General features: G+C 49.8%; 14 protein-coding genes and 4 tRNA genes. 5 read left to right on the top strand and 13 right to left on the bottom strand.

All coding sequences use genetic code 11. The annotated features are described in order from the left end of the window. Nucleotides 1-160 precede the first annotated feature (160 nt). From rpoC to NQD60_RS01010, 13 genes are all read right to left on the bottom strand, one after another. On the bottom strand, nucleotides 161-4375 hold the full coding sequence (gene rpoC / locus NQD60_RS01070) for a DNA-directed RNA polymerase subunit beta' (protein ID WP_257100721.1): 4215 nt from the start codon (nucleotides 4373-4375) through the stop codon (nucleotides 161-163). Nucleotides 4376-4396: 21 nt separating this feature from the next. Further along, a complete protein-coding gene (gene rpoB / locus NQD60_RS01065) occupies nucleotides 4397-8503 on the bottom strand; it encodes a DNA-directed RNA polymerase subunit beta (protein ID WP_257100720.1) in 4107 nt (1368 codons plus the stop codon). 312 nt (nucleotides 8504-8815) lie between these two features. Next, the gene (gene rplL / locus NQD60_RS01060) at nucleotides 8816-9190 is read right to left on the bottom strand and encodes a 50S ribosomal protein L7/L12 (protein ID WP_223693265.1); all 375 of its coding nucleotides are present in this window, start codon (nucleotides 9188-9190) and stop codon (nucleotides 8816-8818) included. A 57-nt stretch (nucleotides 9191-9247) separates the two neighbouring features. After that, a complete protein-coding gene (rplJ, locus tag NQD60_RS01055; protein ID WP_223693263.1) occupies nucleotides 9248-9769 on the bottom strand; it encodes a 50S ribosomal protein L10 in 522 nt (173 codons plus the stop codon). 302 nt (nucleotides 9770-10071) lie between these two features. After that, nucleotides 10072-10767, bottom strand: a complete 696-nt coding sequence (gene rplA / locus NQD60_RS01050; RefSeq protein WP_223693261.1) for a 50S ribosomal protein L1 — start codon at nucleotides 10765-10767, stop codon at nucleotides 10072-10074. After that, nucleotides 10768-11199: a 50S ribosomal protein L11 gene (gene rplK / locus NQD60_RS01045; RefSeq protein WP_223693258.1), complete on the bottom strand. Its 432-nt coding sequence runs from the start codon at nucleotides 11197-11199 to the stop codon at nucleotides 10768-10770. A gap of 190 nt (nucleotides 11200-11389) precedes the next feature. Further along, on the bottom strand, nucleotides 11390-11950 hold the full coding sequence (gene nusG / locus NQD60_RS01040; RefSeq protein ID WP_257100719.1) for a transcription termination/antitermination protein NusG: 561 nt from the start codon (nucleotides 11948-11950) through the stop codon (nucleotides 11390-11392). A gap of 3 nt (nucleotides 11951-11953) precedes the next feature. Next, entirely contained in the window at nucleotides 11954-12334 is a 381-nt protein-coding gene (gene secE / locus NQD60_RS01035) for a preprotein translocase subunit SecE (protein WP_223693254.1), read from the bottom strand. A gap of 92 nt (nucleotides 12335-12426) precedes the next feature. Beyond that, a tRNA-Trp gene (locus NQD60_RS01030) sits at nucleotides 12427-12502 on the bottom strand. 91 nt (nucleotides 12503-12593) lie between these two features. Further along, nucleotides 12594-13784 (bottom strand): elongation factor Tu, encoded by a 1191-nt coding sequence (tuf, locus tag NQD60_RS01025; protein ID WP_223693252.1) that lies wholly within the window; start codon nucleotides 13782-13784, stop codon nucleotides 12594-12596. Nucleotides 13785-13860: 76 nt separating this feature from the next. Then, nucleotides 13861-13935 (bottom strand) — tRNA-Thr (locus NQD60_RS01020). Nucleotides 13936-13954: 19 nt separating this feature from the next. Next, a tRNA-Gly gene (locus NQD60_RS01015) sits at nucleotides 13955-14028 on the bottom strand. Between the two features lie 33 nt (nucleotides 14029-14061). After that, nucleotides 14062-14147, bottom strand: a tRNA-Tyr gene (locus tag NQD60_RS01010). 100 nt (nucleotides 14148-14247) lie between these two features. Between NQD60_RS01010 and NQD60_RS01005 the strand changes: the two genes are divergently transcribed. The 5 genes from NQD60_RS01005 to NQD60_RS00985 all read left to right on the top strand — a co-directional run bounded on the left by NQD60_RS01005 (nucleotide 14248) and on the right by NQD60_RS00985 (nucleotide 20220). After that, the gene (locus NQD60_RS01005; RefSeq protein WP_257100718.1) at nucleotides 14248-15057 is read left to right on the top strand and encodes a cytochrome c oxidase assembly protein; all 810 of its coding nucleotides are present in this window, start codon (nucleotides 14248-14250) and stop codon (nucleotides 15055-15057) included. A 150-nt stretch (nucleotides 15058-15207) separates the two neighbouring features. Further along, nucleotides 15208-16137: a polyprenyl synthetase family protein gene (locus tag NQD60_RS01000; RefSeq protein ID WP_257101221.1), complete on the top strand. Its 930-nt coding sequence runs from the start codon at nucleotides 15208-15210 to the stop codon at nucleotides 16135-16137. 53 nt (nucleotides 16138-16190) lie between these two features. Further along, a complete protein-coding gene (locus NQD60_RS00995) occupies nucleotides 16191-17486 on the top strand; it encodes an HlyC/CorC family transporter (protein WP_257100717.1) in 1296 nt (431 codons plus the stop codon). Nucleotides 17487-17713: 227 nt separating this feature from the next. After that, nucleotides 17714-18985 carry a GspE/PulE family protein gene (locus NQD60_RS00990; protein WP_257101220.1) on the top strand — a complete coding sequence of 424 codons (1272 nt, stop codon included), beginning with the start codon at nucleotides 17714-17716 and terminating at the stop codon, nucleotides 18983-18985. Between the two features lie 8 nt (nucleotides 18986-18993). After that, nucleotides 18994-20220: a type II secretion system F family protein gene (locus tag NQD60_RS00985; protein ID WP_257100716.1), complete on the top strand. Its 1227-nt coding sequence runs from the start codon at nucleotides 18994-18996 to the stop codon at nucleotides 20218-20220. Nucleotides 20221-20254: the final 34 nt, after the last annotated feature.

The raw sequence follows: 20254 nt of genomic DNA, 5'->3' as shown, positions 1-20254 counted from the left end.
AAAAGGTGGGAGTAAAACCTGAATTATAAAAGCAATAGCTCAGACGCGCCGTATGACTTTCGTTAGCCGCCCCTCTTAGCAAAATGTGCGCGCACATAAAAAAACGGCCCCGCATGAATAGTGCGGGGCCGTGTTATATACACTTTATGTGTATTAAGTGTTAAGCAGCCGGTGGCCCAAACCCAAATGTTTCGGATTCAGCTTCAGCTATTTGATCGAATCGCTTGCGATCAGAGGCTTCTTTATTTTTACGTGCCTTATGAAAAGCAAGACCCGTACCGGCTGGGATCAGGCGACCGATAATCACGTTTTCTTTCAGACCGCTCAAGTCGTCGCGTTTGCCCATGATTGCCGCTTCGGTTAGGACGCGGGTTGTTTCTTGGAACGACGCAGCCGAGATGAAAGAATCCGTCGACAACGATGCTTTAGTAATACCCAGTAAGATATTATCGTAATTAGCAGGGCGCTTATCGTCCGCATTCATCTGGTCATTTTCGTTAAGCATATCGGAACGCTCAACCTGCTCACCTGGGATAAAGCGTGTATCGCCAGCATCAGTGATTTGCACCCGACGCAGCATCTGACGCACGATCACTTCAATATGCTTGTCGTTGATCTTCACGCCCTGTAGACGATAGACATCTTGCACTTCATCAACGATGTAGCGCGCCAGCGCCTCAACGCCCTGTAAACGCAAGATATCATGAGGATCGGCTGGGCCGTCGACAATCATCTCGCCTTTATTCACGACTTGACCATCATGCACGAGTACCTGCTTATCTTTCGGAATCAGGAATTCGTTTTGGTTGCCATCAAGGTCAGTAATGACTAAACGTTGTTTACCTTTAGTGTCTTTACCGAATGACACGGTACCGGTCACTTCGGCCAGAATACCCGCATCTTTAGGTGAGCGCGCTTCAAACAATTCAGCTACACGCGGCAGACCCCCAGTAATATCACGGGTTTTCTGCGATTCAGTTGGGATCCGCGCTAGCACCTCGCCCACTTTCACCATTTGGCCGTCTTTAACCGTAATCAAAGCGCCAACCTGAAAACCGATCATAACCGCATGGTCAGTTCCGGGGATTTTGACTTCAGCGCCTTTTGCATCGAGCAATTTGACTTGCGGACGCACGCTCTTAGCGGCTTGTGAACCACGACGCTTTGGATCGATCACAACCAGCGTCGATAGACCCGTTACATCATCAATCTGGCGGGCAACCGTCACGCCTTCTTCGACGTTTTCAAATTTCGCCACACCGCCATATTCGGCAACAATCGGACGCGTCAGAGGATCCCACGTCGCCAATTGCGTGCCGGCCTTGATCTGGGCTCCATCAGTCTGCAACAGAGTAGCGCCGTAAGGCACTTTATGGCGCTCACGCTCACGGCCATGATCATCCGTAATGATGACTTCGCCAGAACGCGAAATAGCGATCGCTTCACCTTTTGCGTTCATCACATAACGCATTGCTGCAGTAAAACGTACCGTACCATTTGATTTAGCTTCTACGCTCGACGCAATTGCCGCGCGCGAGGCAGCGCCCCCAATGTGGAAAGTACGCATTGTGAGCTGGGTACCTGGCTCACCAATCGACTGTGCCGCAATCACACCGACGGCCTCACCCGTGTTGACCAGAACACCGCGGCCAAGATCGCGACCATAGCATTGGGCACATAGGCCATAGCGCGTTTCGCAGTCAAGCGGGGTACGCACACGAACTTCATCAATGCCCAAACGTTCGATTTCTTCAACCGCCATTTCATCCAGCAGGGTGCCGGTTTCATAAACCGTTTCCTGGGTTTCTGGATTGACTACATCGGCAACCGCTACGCGCCCAAGAATCCTATCACGCAGCGCTTCAACCACTTCCCCACCTTCAACCAGGGCCTTCATCGCTACGCCATTGGAAGTTCCGCAGTCATCCTCAACCACGACCAAATCTTGCGTTACATCGACCAGACGGCGCGTCAAATAACCTGAGTTCGCGGTCTTCAGTGCGGTATCAGCTAGACCCTTACGCGCACCATGGGTTGAGATGAAGTACTGCAATACGTTCAGCCCTTCACGGAAATTCGCGGTAATCGGCGTCTCGATGATCGAGCCATCGGGTTTTGCCATCAAACCGCGCATCCCCGCCAGCTGGCGAATTTGCACTGCCGAACCGCGCGCACCGGAATCGGCCATCATATAAATCGAATTGAACGATTCTTGTCTGACTGTTTTGCCTTCGCGATCGATGACATTTTCCGTTGAAAGCTGCTCCATCATCGCCTTACCTACGGCTTCCGAAGTGGCCGACCAAATATCAACGACGTTGTTATAACGCTCCTGCGAAGTCACCAGGCCGGACATATATTGCCGGTCATATTCTTTCACTTTCTGGGCGGCATCGTTAACGATTTTTTCTTTTTGCGGCGGCACCAACATATCGTCCACGCAAATCGAAATACCCGCGCGCGTAGCAAGCTTGAACCCCTGCTGCATCAGTTGATCAGCAAAGATTACCGTCTCACGCAGGCCACAGCATCGAAATGAAAGGTTAATCAGGCGTGAGATTTCTTTCTTTTTGAGGGGCTTATTCATTGCCGAAAATGGCAAGCCTGGCGGCAAGATTTCCGACAAAATAGCCCGGCCAACCGTTGTTTTATAAAGCGTCAACGCTGGCACCAACTTCGGCGCTCCAGGTGCGGCATCCGGGTTAGGTACCTGCTCAACAATGCGTACGTGGACACTCGCACTTAATTCAACTTGCTTGTTTTCATAGGCCAGAATCGCTTCGCTGACATTGATGAAAGTTAGACCTTCACCTTTGGCGTTGACATGTTCACGCGTTGCATAATAAAGGCCTAGCACGATATCTTGCGAGGGCACAATCGACGGCTCGCCATTTGCCGGAAACAAGATATTGTTTGACGCCAGCATCAACGTCCGTGCTTCAAGTTGCGCTTCAAGCGAAAGCGGCACATGCACGGCCATTTGGTCACCGTCAAAGTCAGCATTAAATGCAGCGCAGACCAGCGGATGCAGTTGAATCGCTTTACCTTCAATTAAGACCGGTTCGAACGCTTGAATACCAAGCCGATGCAGGGTTGGCGCACGGTTTAGCATCACTGGGTGCTCGCGAATAACTTCTTCGAGGATATCCCAGACTACAGGTGTTTGGCTTTCAACTTCTTTTTTAGCCGCCTTGATCGTGGTGGCAATCCCCATCACTTCCAGTTTATGGAAAATGAAGGGTTTAAAGAGCTCAAGCGCCATCAGCTTAGGTAAGCCACATTGGTGCAGTTTGAGGGTAGGTCCAACCACAATCACTGAACGACCGGAATAATCAACGCGCTTACCCAACAGATTCTGGCGGAAACGACCGCCTTTACCTTTGAGCATATCGGCAACTGATTTCAATGGGCGCTTATTGGCCCCGGTCATCGCTTTACCACGGCGGCCATTGTCGAGCAATGAATCAACCGACTCTTGCAACATCCGCTTTTCATTGCGCACAATAATCTCAGGCGCTTTGAGTTCAAGCAGGCGTTTAAGCCGGTTGTTACGATTAATCACGCGACGGTACAAATCATTCAAATCCGAAGTGGCAAAGCGTCCGCCATCGAGCGGCACCAGTGGCCGCAATTCAGGTGGCAAAACCGGCAAGACTTCGAAGATCATCCATTCAGGCTTGATCCCTGAACGTTGAAAAGCTTCTAATACTTTGAGACGTTTGGAAAATTTCTTTAACTTCGCCTCTGAGCCCGTGGTTTTCAATTCGCCGCGCAGCATTTCAGCTTGCGCATCAATGTCGATTGAACGCAATAGCTCACGCACGCCTTCCGCACCCATTTCGGCGCGAAACTCATCACCGTACTCTTCGACCTTACTGTAATAATCTTCCTCGGTCATGATCTGCCCCCGCTTCAACGGAGTCATGCCAGCCTCAATCACCACATAGGCTTCAAAATAAAGTACCCGCTCAATATCGCGCAAGGTCATATCGAGCACCATGCCTAAACGCGATGGTAACGATTTCAAAAACCAAATATGAGCAACCGGCGAGGCAAGCTCAATATGCGCCATACGTTCACGACGTACTTTAGTCAGCGTGACTTCAACCCCGCATTTTTCACAAATCACGCCGCGGTGTTTTAGGCGCTTATATTTGCCACACAGGCATTCATAATCTTTGATCGGGCCAAAAATCTTAGCGCAGAACAAACCATCGCGTTCCGGTTTAAAGGTGCGATAGTTGATCGTTTCAGGTTTTTTAACTTCACCAAACGACCAAGAACGAATTTTGTCTGGTGAGGCTAAGCCAATCTTAATGGCATCAAATACTTCATTTTGCTGAACTTGCTTGAATAGATCGAGCAAAGCTTTCATGGCTTTTCTCCGTAAGTCGGCTTAATTCCGGTCAAGATCGATGTCAATACCGAGCGAGCGAATTTCTTTCACTAGCACGTTGAATGATTCGGGCATACCTGCATCAATGACATGTTCGCCCTTGACCAGGTTTTCATAAATCTTCGTGCGGCCTACCACGTCATCTGATTTCACAGTCAACATTTCTTGCAACACATACGCTGCGCCATAGGCCTCAAGCGCCCATACCTCCATTTCACCGAAACGCTGACCACCAAACTGGGCTTTACCACCGAGCGGCTGTTGCGTGACAAGTGAATAAGGACCGGTTGAGCGAGCATGCATTTTGTCATCGACCAAATGGTGCAATTTCAACATATGCATGTAGCCTACGGTGACTGGGCGATCAAACGCATCACCTGTGCGCCCGTCATATAATGTGACTTGATTTTTTGACTTGGTCATCCCCAATTGCTTAGCAATATGATCCGGCCAAGCCAGTTCAAGTGCTCGTGCAATTTCGTCTTCGGTGGCGCCATCAAAGACAGGAGTCGCAAACGGTACCCCTTCTTTCAGATTAGAAGCCAGTTCTAGCACCTCTTTATCACTGAGCTCATCTAACGCTTCACGGCGGCCACTTTCATTGTAAATGGTACTCAAGAACTCTCGCAGCTCGGTCGCTTTGGCTTGTGCGCGCAGCATATCGCCGATGCGATGCCCCAACCCTTTCGCGGCCCAGCCAAGATGGGTCTCAAGAATCTGACCAACGTTCATCCGTGATGGAACACCTAATGGGTTCAAGACGATATCGGCAGGGGTACCATCTGCCATATACGGCATATCTTCGACCGGCACAATCTTCGACACCACGCCTTTGTTACCGTGGCGGCCGGCCATTTTGTCACCGGGCTGCAAGCGACGCTTGACCGCAAGATAGACTTTGACCATTTTTAGAACGCCTGGCGGCAATTCATCACCCTGCGTCAGCTTTTTACGCTTCTCTTCAAAGGCCAGATCAAACTGATGGCGTTTTTGCGCAATCGATTCTTTAATCGCTTCAAGCTGTGCGGCTGCCTCTTCGTCCGCTAGACGCAAATCAAACCAGTGGTAGTGATCCAGCTCAGCTAGATAATCAGCGGTGATTTTTGCGCCTTTTGCAAGCTTTTTAGGACCACCATTGACAACCCGGCCAACCAGCATTTTTTCTAACCGCTGAAATGCATCTCCCTCAACAATGCGCAACTGGTCATTGAGATCGAGGCGGTAGCGCTTAAGTTCATCATCAATAATTTGCTGCGCACGCTTGTCACGCTCAATGCCTTCACGCGTGAACACTTGCACATCAATCACTGTGCCGCTCATGCCCGAAGGTACACGCAACGATGTATCTTTTACATCAGAGGCTTTCTCGCCAAAAATCGCGCGCAGTAGTTTTTCTTCCGGCGTGAGTTGAGTTTCACCCTTTGGCGTGACTTTACCCACGAGTACATCGCCTGCTTCAACTTCAGCACCGATATAAATAATCCCCGAGTCATCCAGTCGACCCAACTGCGATTCAGCTAAGTTAGAGATATCACAGGTGATTTCTTCTGAGCCCAGCTTAGTATCGCGCGCCACCACATTCAACTCTTCGATATGAATTGAGGTATAGCGATCATCAGCGACAACTTTCTCAGAAATCAAAATCGAATCTTCAAAGTTGTAGCCATTCCAAGGCATGAAGGCAACCAACATATTCTGCCCGAGCGCAAGTTCGCCAATATCTGTCGAAGCGCCATCAGCCAGTACATCCCCCCGCACGATCCGGTCGCCAACCTTCGCAATCGGGCGCTGATTGATATTCGTGTTTTGGTTTGAGCGCGTGTATTTGATGAGGTTATAAATATCCACCCCAGTATCGCCTGCCACCGCTTCATCATCATTGACCCGAATCACAATCCGGCCTGCGTCAACGTAATCAACCTCACCACCACGGAAGGCTTGTACGGTTGTCCCAGAATCGACTGCCACCGTACGTTCAATACCCGTACCGACGACCGCTTTTTCAGGACGCAGACAAGGTACCGCCTGCCGCTGCATGTTCGATCCCATCAACGCGCGGTTAGCATCATCGTGCTCGAGAAATGGAATCAACGAAGCCGCCACCGAGACAATCTGAGATGGCGCAACATCCATATATTGCACACGATCTGGGGTTACCATCAGCGTTTCACCCGCTTCACGCGCAGAGACCAGCTCATCCGTGAGCGTGCCGTCACTGGATACCGCTGCGTTTGCTTGCGCAATCACATAACGGCCCTCTTCAATCGCAGATAGATAATCGATCTTGTTACTTACTTTGCCCTCGTCAACCTTACGATAGGGCGTTTCTAGAAAACCATATTCGTTAAGGTGAGCATACAAGGCGAGCGAATTAATCAGACCAATATTAGGTCCTTCCGGCGTTTCAATTGGACACACGCGGCCATAATGCGTTGGATGCACATCGCGCACCTCAAAGCCGGCGCGCTCGCGCGTCAAACCACCCGGCCCAAGCGCAGAGACGCGGCGCTTGTGCGTGATTTCGGACAATGGGTTGGTTTGGTCCATAAACTGCGACAGCTGCGATGAGCCAAAAAACTCACGAATGGCCGACGAAATCGGCTTCGAGTTAATCAGATCATGCGGCATCAGATTTTCACTTTCTGCCTGTCCCAACCTTTCTTTAACCGCGCGCTCGACACGCACTAAGCCCGTGCGGAATTGATTCTCTGCGAGTTCGCCGACACAACGCACCCGGCGATTACCAAGGTGATCGATATCGTCAACTTCGCCTTTACCATTGCGTAATTCAACAAGAATTTGAATCGTGGCAAGAAGATCGGCGTTATCAAGCGTCATTTGGCCAGTGATCTCTTCACGGCCCACACGACGATTAAACTTCATGCGACCTACTTTCGACAGATCGTAAGTATCTTCACTGTAGAAAAGCCTGTTAAACAACGCTTCAACGGATTCTTCAGTCGGCGGTTCACCCGGACGCATCATCCGGTAGATCGCAATGCGCGCGGCTGTTTGATCAATGGTTTCGTCAATCCGAAGCGTTTGCGAAATATAAGGACCCTGGTCAAGATCATTCGTGTATAACGTTTGAATCTCTTTGATTTCCGCTTCCCGCAATCTCGCGAGCAAGCTGTCGGTGATTTCTTCATTGGCTTCTGCCAACACTTCACCGGTTTGGGCATCCACTACGCTTTTAGCAAGCACTCGGCCCAGGAGATAATCTTCCGGCACTGAGATGGTTTCAGTCTTTGCACTTTCAAGATCACGGATATGCTTTGCATTGACCCGTTTCTCTTTTTGCACGATGACTTTGCCATCTCGATCAAGAATGTCAAAGCGCGCGACTTCTCCGCGCAGCCTTTCAGGGACAAATTTAATCTGCGCGCCCTCGTCCATCAACGTACATTGGTCAAACATAAAGAAACGCTCAAGGATTTCTTCAGCATTTAAACCAATTGCTTTGAGGAGGATGGTCACCGGCATTTTGCGGCGGCGATCTACCCGGAAATATAAATTGTCTTTTGGATCAAATTCAAAATCTAGCCATGAACCACGATAGGGAATAATCCGCGCAGAAAAAAGCAATTTGCCGGAGCTATGCGTCTTACCTTTATCATGCTCGAAAAAAACACCCGGCGAGCGATGCAACTGCGACACAATAACCCGTTCTGTGCCATTGATGACAAAAGAGCCGGTCGGTGTCATCAGCGGCATTTCGCCCATGTACACTTCCTGCTCCTTCACCTCTTTGATCACTGGCTTACTTGGCGACTCTTTGTCTAACAGCACCAAACGCACCTTAGCGCGTAGTGCCGAGCAAAAAGTCAAACCGCGTTGCTGGCATTCTTTAACATCGAAGGCCGGCGACGACAAACTATAGCTGACAAATTCAAGACGGGCGAAACCATTGTGCGACACAATCGGAAAAACGGACATAAATGCCGCTTGCAAACCCTCAGGGTTGCGCTTTCCGGACGCAATATCCGCTTGCAAAAAGTCACTAAAGGACTCAAGTTGCGTAGATAATAAAAATGGAATCTGGTGAACATTCACGCGCTTCGCAAAATTTTTCCGAATACGCTTTTTCTCGGTGAAAGAATATTGCATATGATACGATCCGCTATCAAGACAGCCAACAAATGAACGAAATAATCGCTTGGTGGTTGGCCACTACCAACCGCTGGCTGACGGCAACGAAGGACTCATCCGTTGCCCGACCAAACTTACTCTTTACCGCAATTTCTAGCTTAAAAATTAAAGAAAAATACCGTGTTTGAATGTATCCACGTTACTTTAATTTAATTTCTCAAAAATACTTACCACGGACAAAAAGGCCGGCAGAATAAACTGCCAGCCTTGATGCGATTCTTAGTAGTGCTTTCTGCTCATATCAGCAATCGCTGAAAGCACCACTCTACATTACTTAACTTCAGCCTTAGCACCAGCCGCTTCAAGCTTTTGCTTGGCTTCTTCAGCTTGCGCTTTAGGCACGTTTTCTTTCACCGGCTTAGGTGCGCCATCAACTAGATCTTTAGCTTCTTTCAAGCCTAAACCAGTGATTTCACGCACGGCTTTAATGACGGAAACTTTATTGCTGCCGACTTCGGTTAGCGTAACTGTAAACTCAGTTTGCTCTTCCGCAGCAGCGGCTGCACCGCCACCCGCCGGGCCACCGACTGCCAATGCTGCAGCAGATACGCCAAACTTTTCTTCAAATGCCTTAACAAGCTCATTCAACTCTAAAACAGACATCGCGCCAACGGCTTCGAGAATGTCTTCTTGTACTATTGCCATTTAAAAACTCCTAAATTGAAATCAGCTTCGGCTACTTAGCTTATATAGTGGTCGGACTCAGGCTGGTTCGCCTTGAGGTTCACCTTGAGTCTCACTTTGCTTTTGCTGGCTTAATGCAGCCAGTGCACGTGCAAAACCGGAAATCGGCGCTTGCATCACACCCAACAGCTTAGCGAGTAGTTCATCACGGCTTGGAATGCTAGCTAATGCTTGCACCGCCGCTTTGTCCATCAGCTTACCTTCGTAGACACCCGATCGAATCACCAGTTTATCGTTGCTTTTGGCAAAGTCATGAATGACCTTTGCAGCAGAAATAGGATCATCAGAAATACCGTAGATCAACGGACCAGTCATCTGTTCGGTCAACGAGGCAAATGGCGTATCCGCAACGGCGCGGCGCACCAGCGTATTTTTTAAGACACGCAGATATACCTTTTGCTCACGTGCTTTCGCCCGTAACCGGGTGAGATCACCTACCGCAATTCCACGATATTCAGCCAGGACCATCGTCTGAGCTTGTGCAACTTTCGCTGCGACCTCAGCTACGACGGCCTGCTTATCTTCTTTATTAAGTGGCACGGTTTAAACTCCAAATTGAATGCACAATACCTAAAGCATTGCGCACCACGTTAAATCGGCGTCCGAGGTTAAGCGTTAATGCCACCGGTTTCAATATTCAGAAACTTTTTCGGGGTCGCCATCTGCGTTGGCTAAAAAATTAAGAACTTGCTTGACTACAACTTGTCCACCAACGGTCTTTGATAACCAGCACGATACTCATTACTTGCCGTACCGTGACTGCCCAAAGCCTAGATTACAGGATACTGCTTTGTATTGAATTAACCTTACGCAGCTCATACCCTGAGAAAATTGTGTAACGCTTAAGCGGCTAACGTATTTTGATCAACCCGCACACCAACGCCCATCGTACTTGATAAAGCGATCTTACGCAGGTAAACCCCTTTGCTCGTTGCCGGTTTAGCTTTTTGCAACGCCTCGACTAACGCGACCAGGTTGGTCCGCAAGGCTAGCGGCTCGAATGATGCACGGCCAATGGTGGCATGAATCAGACCCGCTTTGTCGACGCGGAACTGAATTTGTCCAGCCTTCGCATTCTTGACTGCGGTCGCAACATCTGCTGTTACGGTACCAACCTTTGGATTCGGCATCAGGCCACGGGGACCCAGAATTGTCCCTAGTGCGCCAACGACACGCATCGTGTCTGGTGAAGCAATAACCACATCGAAATTAAGGTTACCCGCTTTAATTTGCTCAGCGAGATCTTCCATGCCAACAATATCGGCGCCAGCAGCACGCGCTTGTTCGGCCTTTTCACCTTGCGCAAAAACAGCGACCCGCGTTACCTTACCGGTACCTGCTGGCAACACAACAGAGCCACGTACAACTTGATCAGATTTTTTAGCATCAATACCTAACCGTACAGCAATATCGATGGATTCATCAAATTTAGCTGTAGCACAGGTTTTTACCAAATTAAGCGCTTCATCGACTGAATAGAGTTTTGCTCGGTCAACTTTGCCCGCTAATGAACGTAGGCGTTTTGAAAGCTTTGACATTTATAGACCCTCTACCGTAATGCCCATTGAGCGAGCGCTGCCTGCAATAGTCCTGACTGCGGCGGCCAAATCAGCAGCGGTGAGATCAGGCATTTTAGCCTTAGCAATTTCTTCAGCTTGTGCAAGCGTGATTTGCCCGACTTTATCCGTATGCGGCTTTGGTGAACCTTTATCCACTTTAGCTGCTTTTTTGATCAAGACAGTCGCTGGCGGTGTTTTCAAAACAAAAGTGAAACTCTTGTCAGCAAAAGCGGTGATCACCACCGGCACCGGCAAACCTGGCTCCATGCCCTGAGTTTGCGCGTTAAACGCCTTGCAAAACTCCATGATGTTTAAGCCACGCTGACCCAAAGCTGGGCCGACCGGTGGCGATGGATTGGCTTTACCTGCAGGAATCTGCAATTTAATAAAGCCGATGATTTTTTTTGCCATTTTAAAACCTCGGTTAAACTTAAAAATTACTAACGATGCTATGCCACAGCACGTATCATCGATCTTGCAATTTTCAAGCTGAACGCATAGCGTTCGGTGAGTGGTAGCGCATCCTCGATAGGGGCAACACTTAATTTCCCCTCTCTCAGTGCTCCTCTTCAGTCATTAAGCGGACTGTACGCAAAAACAATTACACCTTCTCAACTTGTCCAAATTCAAGCTCAACTGGTGTCGCTCGTCCAAAGATAGTGACCGACACTCGGAGACGAGATTTCTCGTAGTTGACCTCTTCAATGCTGCCATTGAAATCAGTAAATGGACCATCCTTGATCCGCACTAGCTCGCCCACCTCGAAAAGCGTTTTCGGCCGAGGCTTTTCAACGCCCTCTTGCATTTGAGACATGATTTTGTCAACTTCAAGCTGCGAGATCGGGCTTGGACGATTACGCGTGCCCCCTACAAAACCTGTCACCTTCGCCGTATTTTTTACGAGATGCCAGGTTTCATCGGTCATGTCCATTTCAACTAGCACATACCCCGGAAAGAAACGCCGTTCAGTGACGGTTTTTTGGCCGCCACGAATTTCAATAACCTCTTCAGTCGGCACCAAAATCTGGCCGAACTTGTCCTGCATGCCTGCGCGGTCAATACGTTCTTGTAATGCACGTTGCACGCTTTTTTCCATCCCGGAATAAGCGTGCACAACATACCAACGTTTACTGCTGGCAGGAGTTACCGCGGTATCGCTCATATATTATTTCCAGCCCAAAATCAGCGAAAAAACCGCCCATTCAATTATTTTATCGCCAATCCACAGATAAACTGCCATCAGCAATACAAAAACAAACACAATGAGCGTAGTCTGACCGGCTTCTTTGCGCGTTGGCCAAACTACTTTGCGAATTTCACGCCAAGCTTCTTTTGTGAAGCCGATAAAATTTTTGCCAGCTGATGAAAACAGCGCAACAACGCTGCCTGCACCAAGGCCGCTAAACAGCAATGCGCCACGTATATACCATGGCTGATTGCCGCAGAAATAAAAGGCGGCGCCTCCGGCGACCGCCAACAAGACTGCCAGCGTAAGCATTAATTTGCTTTGCGCCGTATTGACGTTATCAACGGAAGGATTTGCCATCACAGCCAGAAAAATAAATAAAACATGAGATCATCACAAAACCATTAAGCAACTACCAAAGCCTGCTCACTGTATTTTGCATTATCTCAGATTGGCAGGGGCAGAGGGAATCGAACCCCCAACCTTCGGTTTTGGAGACCGACGCTCTGCCAGTTGAGCTATACCCCTAAACAAAAAATCCGGGACTTGGCTAGTCAATCAACTAACCAGCCCCGAAAGCCTCACAGCAACATGCCTGTGCAGCTTATATCGATTTTACTCAATCAAGAATCTTTGCAACCACACCCGCGCCGACAGTACGGCCACCTTCACGAATAGCAAAGCGTAGACCTTCTTCCATCGCGATTGGAGCAATCAATTTTACAGTGATACTCACATTATCGCCAGGCATCACCATCTCTTTGCCTTCTGGCAATTCGATCGAGCCGGTTACGTCTGTCGTACGGAAATAAAACTGTGGCCGGTAATTACTGAAGAATGGCGTATGACGGCCGCCTTCATCTTTACTCAACACATAGATTTCAGCCGTAAAGTGGGTATGCGGCGTAATAGACTTAGGCTTAGCCAACACTTGACCGCGCTCGACGTCTTCACGGGCTGTACCGCGTAACAAAATCCCAACGTTATCGCCTGCCTGACCTTGATCTAACAGCTTACGAAACATTTCAACGCCGGTGCAAATGGTTTTTGCAGTGTCTTTGAAACCAACGATTTCAAGCTCTTCGCCAACCTTAACTACACCACGCTCAACCCGGCCAGTCACCACAGTGCCACGCCCGGAAATTGAGAATACATCTTCGATTGGCATCAAAAATGCGCCCTCAACCGCCCGCTCAGGGGTTGGAATATATGAATCTAACGCATCGGCCAACTTCATTACCGCTGGCACGCCATACTCGCTCTCATCGCCCTCGAGCGCCAACTTTGCCGAACCACAAATGATTGGCACGTCATCGCCAGGGAAATCATATTTGGAGAGTAACTCGCGCACTTCCATTTCAACCAATTCAAGCAACTCAGCATCATCAACCATATCGCATTTATTTAAAAATACGACGATGTAAGGCACCCCCACTTGGCGCGCGAGCAAAATGTGCTCACGAGTCTGTGGCATTGGGCCATCAGCGGCTGAACAGACTAAAATTGCACCGTCCATTTGAGCTGCGCCGGTGATCATGTTTTTTACATAATCAGCATGCCCTGGGCAATCAACGTGCGCGTAGTGACGAGCTTCCGTTTCATATTCCACGTGCGCTGTATTGATCGTAATCCCGCGCGCTCTTTCTTCTGGCGCCGCATCAATTTGATCATACGCTTTGGCTTCACCGCCAAACTTTCTTGACAACACAGTGGTAATTGCCGCTGTTAAAGTTGTCTTACCATGGTCCACGTGACCGATCGTTCCTACGTTCACGTGCGGCTTGCTTCGTTCAAACTTACTTTTGGCCATTCCTCAACTCCTAAATAGGATTTCCATTCATTGCGCCGCGCGCAAATCGTATCAAAACAAAATTACTAAAATTTACTGGTGCCCATGGGCAGGATCGAACTGCCGACCTCTCCCTTACCAAGGGAGTGCTCTACCACTGAGCCACATGGGCTCGCCTAGCCTATCCAACTTGGAGCGGGTGAAGGGAATCGAACCCTCGTCGTAAGCTTGGAAGGCTTCTGCTCTACCATTGAGCTACACCCGCAGCCTAACTCAGCAGACTCCATACATAATAGCCTGGTGGAGGGGGTTGGATTCGAACCAACGTAGGCGTAAGCCAACAGATTTACAGTCTGCCCCCTTTAGCCACTCGGGCACCCCTCCACGGAGAATTGGGCATTATCAAGTAGAGACCCCTTATTGTCAACTGCTGTATACTAAAAAATCCTGTAGCAACGCTGATTTTATCTTTCTATTCATAACCGTGTCATTGCTACATTTTCTGGCTCCTTGGGAGCCATCTATCTTACTTGTTGCGATTTTTGCCATAACCTGCGGGCTGTATTTGCGCGGCACGCGGCACGCGCGCGTAAGCGTTGCGCGGCAATTGGCATTTTGGTTCGGTTTGGCCCTTTTCTACATTGCCCTCCATACACGCGTGGACTACTATGCAGAACATGAGTTTTTCGCGCATCGACTGCAACATCTTGTTTTACATCACCTAGCGCCATTATTAGTCATGGCATCTTATCCAGGTAGTGTACTGCGTGCCGGCTTGCCCATCCCGTGGCGCACTCGCTTGCGAGCCACAGGCAAAAAGGCGGGAATACGGATACTTGCCAAGATCTGCTTACACCCCACACTTATTTCATTGCTTTTTGTCGCGTCGGTATTAGTCTGGTTAATTCCGTCCGTGCAGTTTATATCGATGATTAACTGGCGCTTGTATTTGTTCATGAATTGGTCAGTCGCCGTGACTGGCCTTCTATATTGGTGGCTATTACTGGATCACCGGCCAGCCCCCCCCGCGCGCCTAGGAGCAGGCTTGCGCGTCTTATCACCGCTTTTAACGATGACGCCACAAATCCTTGCCGGCGCGATTATTACCTTTACCCAACGAGACTTGTATCCAATTTTCGATCTGTGCGGCCGGGCTTTTGGTTTACCCGCGCTAACCGATCAGAGTATCGGTGGGTTAATTATGTGGGTACCCGCCTCATTACTAGAGGGAATCGGTGGTCTACTCGCTTTGCGACATTGGACGCGGCTTTCACAAAAAAACCGCCCGCACTAAGGCTGAACTTTATGCTAAGGTTGGCCTTTATTATTCGCACTCGCGGCCATTCGCTTTATAATTCAATATTATTTATTTTTTCCGTTTGCGTTGACTACAACTGACACCACTCCAAATAGCTCGAGCATTTTCGCGCCAATCGCCGGCGATATGCAGCAACTTAACCATGTCATCCGGCAGCGCTTGGCTTCCGAAGTTGTGCTTATCAACCAGATTGCCGAACATTTAATTAACGCTGGTGGCAAACGGCTGCGGCCAGCGCTCTTACTGCTTGTAGCGAATGCCCTGGGCGCGCATGGCAAACCATGCCATGAACTCGCCGCAATCATTGAGTTTATTCACAGCGCCACCCTTTTGCACGATGATGTCGTTGACGAATCTGATTTGCGGCGTGGCAAAAAAACGGCAAATGCGCTATTTGGCAACGCGGCAAGCATACTCGTTGGGGATTTTTTATACTCACGCGCGTTTCAAATGATGGTGGAGGTCGGCCGTCCACGCGTGATGCAAATTTTGTCAGATGCGACCAATATGATCGCTGAGGGGGAAGTGTTGCAATTATTGAATATGCATGACCCCAAAGTCGATGAGACTCGCTATATGCAGGTGATTTGCTATAAAACCGCAAGGCTCTTTGAGGCCTCCGCGCAACTTGGCGCAATCTTGGCAGATGCGCCGCCCCCGCTTGAGGCGGCAACCATGGAATTTGGCCAGCGCATAGGGACCGCCTTTCAATTGATGGATGACTGGCTCGATTATGCTGGCTATGTTGAGTCAATGGGCAAAAATGCCGGCTGCGATTTATATGAAGGCAAACCTACCCTGCCGCTGATTTATCTTATTGAACGAGGCACAACTGAGCAACAAGCGCTGGCCCGCGCAGCCATTGAACAAGGCGGCACCGATCACGCTGAAACAATTCTCGCCGCCATGCACACCTCCGGCGCGCTCGACTACACGCTAGCGTGCGCACAGCGCGAAGCCAGCGCCGCAGCTAAGGCGTTGCAACCGTTGCCAGACTCTATTTACAAAAAAAGCTTGCTAGAATTATGTACGTATTCAACCGCGCGCCGGTGTTAACTCTGTTTTGCCAAATTTAATCGAATTCTCAACCCTACTTAACCTTATTCCACGTGGAATCATTTCCTTTATGGGCGCAGCTTAGCGTAATCGCTTTCTTGCTACTGCTATCTGGCTTTTTTTCGATCTCTGAAGCCTCGATGCTGGCGCTTAACCGCCACCGGCTCAAGCACCTTGTGAAACAAGGCACGCTCGGCGCGCGCACGACATCTCGCTTATTAGCACGCACAGAAAAATTATTAAGCGTTATTCTGATTGGCAATAACTTGCTTAACACGATTATTCCTGTGCTCACCACCGCAATTGCATTGCGCACCTTTGGCACGAATAATTTAGCCTTGTCGATGACTACCGGCGGCATCGCGTTTCTGATCATTATCTTTAGTGAAATTACCCCGAAAATCATCGGCGCCGCCTGGCCAGAAAAAATTGCCTTACCCGCAAGCCTAGTGCTCAGCCCTTTGATGCGGGTCACCCGCCCACTCGTATGGTTTGTCAATTTATTTGTCTCGGCGCTACTCCGTATATTGCACCTCGATACCCGCAAGGCAAAGGAACACCGCCTGTCGATGGACGAATTGCGCACCATCGTACTTGAGTCGGCTAATTTTGCACCTCATAAACACCGGAGCATTTTGCTTAATCTATTTGATCTGGAAAACATCACTGTCGATGATGTGATGGTGCCTCGCACACGGATTGAAGCACTTGATTTTGACGCGCCGCTTGAGACTATGCTGCAGCAGCTTGATACGTGTTATCACAACAAATTACTTGTTTATCAAGGCGATACCGACCATATCCTCGGTGTGTTACAGGTACGCAAAGCATTGGCCGCAAGGCATGGTCACACCCTCAAACACGAAACAATACGCGAATTACTCAACGAGCCTTATTTTGTACCCAGCGGCACGCCGGTATTTCAGCAACTCCACTATTTCCAAGAAAACCAGCAAAGAATGGGCCTCATCGTCAACGAGTATGGCGAAGTGCAAGGGTTAGTGACGCCCGAAGACATTATCGAGGAATTAATTGGTGAATTTACCACGACAATGCCACGCACAAGCGGTACACGCGCTGGCTGGAACGCTAAAGGCGAATGCATTGTCGCGGGCAGCATCCCATTGCGTGAGCTAAATCGCTTACTCACTCTACAGTTACCGGTACAAGGACCAAAAACACTCAACGGTCTAATCCTTGAAGTACTGCGTGAAATCCCAGATGGAGATGTAAGCTTACAAATCAACGGCTGCCGGATGGAAGTCATGCAGATTGACCATCAAACGGTTAAAACGATCAAATTATTCCGCCCCCAAGAAAGCAACGCAGATGAAATGAGCCCCCCCTAGTAAAAAACGGCAGGCGGCCCTGACATACACCAATAAGGCAAGCCGCTTGACTTGCTCTGACAAAGCATTGCAGCAATAAAAATAATATTCGGATGAAGATTCGCCAAATGGCTGAATAGCAAATTTAAGCGCGGTGGGCGACGATTAATTTTTATTCATCAAGGACGGCGCCGCCCTTTCTAGTTATGTCCTCTCATCTAGGCCAAACCGTATCGCAAACAGCTGATATGAATACGCTTGCGGATTCAGCAACTGCGGTACCACCTCCGAACGCCTTATCCTCTACTGGACCCAAAGAGGACGATAATGCTCCAGCTGTGCGACTATTGCGTGAACTTTTACTTGATGCTGCCACCCATGGCGCATCTGACGTGCATATTGAGCCTAGCGAGCATGATTGGCGCATTCGGCTACGCATCGATGGGGTGCTGCATGAAACCATGCGCCCGCCGCCCTATCTAAGAGATCCGTTCATCTGTTGCGTGAAAGTGCTAGCTCGCCTCGATATTGCCGAGCGGCGCATACCTCAAGACGGACGCCTCAAACTATCCGTTGCAGCAGACAAATTTGAAGAATTCCGAGTTAATACACTACCCACCTTGTGGGGCGAAAAACTCGTTTTGCGGCGACTTGACACCCTCCCAGCCACGCTTACTCTGACTGACCTCGGTTTTGACCTCAAACAACAAGCCACTCTGGCCGCAGCTATTCACGCCCCGCACGGCATGGTATTGGTTACAGGCCCAACGGGGAGCGGCAAAACTTTATCGTTATATTGCTTTTTACAGCACTTAAATCGAGAATCAATCAATATCTGCTCGGTCGAAGACCCAGCTGAAATACAATTAGCAGGCGTTAATCAGGTCAGTGTACGCGACAAAGCGGGCCTTACCTTTGCCGTCGCACTGCGCGCCTTTTTACGACAAGATCCTGATGTGATTATGGTTGGAGAAATTCGTGACACTGAAACCGCCAGTGTTGCACTACAAGCCGCACAAACGGGTCACCTTGTCTTATCCACCCTGCATACCAATGATGCTCCCGCCACACTCGCACGCTTACTTGATATGGGCATAGCGCCTTTTAACTTGGCTTGCGCCATGCGCTTAATTATCGCGCAAAGACTGGTCAGAAAACTCTGCTTAGCCTGTCGCGCCCCAGCTTTCACCCATCAGACAACTGCTGAGGCGATGCTGCGTAGCGCGGGCTTTGACGAAACAACCCTAGCAGAAGATTGGCAACCCTATCGAGCCGTCGGCTGCGCTGCGTGTCATGGCATTGGTTATCGCGGCCGCATTGGCATCCATCAAGTGATGCCGGTTACCGCTGCGATACGCGGGCTCATCATGGCACGAAGCAGCACCGATGCAATCGCTCAACAAGCGCTGCGTGAAGGCGTAAAAAGCTTACGAGAGGCAGGCTTAGCGCAAGTACGCGCCGGCACAACCAGCCTCGAAGAAATTCTAGCCGTCACAGATGCCAGCCCGGCTACTTTCTAAAAAACGCCATGATCGAATCAGAGGCGCCGATTACAGTTCATCAGGGGCAAGAATTTCGCTTTAGCTGGCGAGGAATAAACGCCACAGGCGGCACTAAGAATGGCGTCTTAATCGCCACTGGAATTGGCGCGGCACGCGCGCTGCTCAAGCAACAACGCATTACCGCTTTTAAAATCATTAACCAAGGACCCGCCAAGCCTGCTGTGCTGCGCGCGGCGGATATCACCACCTTCTCACGTCAACTCGCCGGCCTCTTACACGCCGGCCTGCCGCTGGTAGCTGCCTTAGACGTTATGGCCAGCAGCAATACGCGGCCAACCTTAGTTAGAGTGATTCATGCACTCGCGCGCGCAATTGCACAAGGCCAACATTTTTCAGCAGCGCTGGCACACTATCCGCAATTTGGCGCGATGTACTGCCAGTTGGTGGCGATTGGCGAAGCCTCGGGCGCACTCGCGCCTTTGCTGGCGCAACTTGCCGATCAACGCGAGCGCGCCGCGGCGCAACGAGCAAAATTGCGGGCGGCACTCAGTTACCCAGCAGGCATATTGATCGTATCTCTACTGATTACAACCGCATTAATGATCTGGGTGGTGCCGACTTTCAAGCAAATCTTCGATGGTTTTGGTACACCACTTCCGGTCCCAACCCGGGTTGTATTATCTCTTTCGTCAGCCATGGCACACTGCATTGTGCCTATCACCCTATTGATCAGCGCAGGAACCCTGCTAGCTGGGATCGGCTTGCGCCGCTCAACGACGCTGCGCACCGCCTATGACCACTTTATATTAATGCCACCGATCATTGGCCCCCTGCTGCAGCAACTCGCCATCACGCGGTGGAGCCGCGCCCTCGGAACTCTATTAAAAACCGGAACGCCGCTGGCCGATGCATTTAATATTATGGCGAAGGTCACCAACAATGCAGTATTCGATCAGGCCACGCTTAATATTTCGCACCGTGTGCGGCGCGGCGAGCGTCTGGCCAATGCCATGCGCGCTACTGGCTGCTTTCCGCCAACCGTCTTGCAACCGATTGCAATTGCTGAAGAATCTGGTTCTCTTGACACGATGCTTAACGACCTCGCCACCCTCAACGAGCAGCAAGTGGATATGCGCATCGCCACTTTAGCCAATAGCGCCGAACCCCTGATGATTATCGTGCTTGGCCTATTAGTTGGCGGCCTTGTGGTCGCAATGTATCTACCCATCATTGAACTCGGCAATGTCATCTAGTGATGGTGTAGCATAGATACTCATTTATTCATAT

The sequence above is a fragment of the Mycoavidus sp. SF9855 genome, from assembly GCF_024582735.1.
In the GTDB taxonomy this organism is placed as follows: domain Bacteria; phylum Pseudomonadota; class Gammaproteobacteria; order Burkholderiales; family Burkholderiaceae; genus Mycoavidus.
The sequence above is the reverse complement of the archived record's forward strand: the minus strand, read 5'-3'. Positions and strand labels throughout refer to the sequence as shown.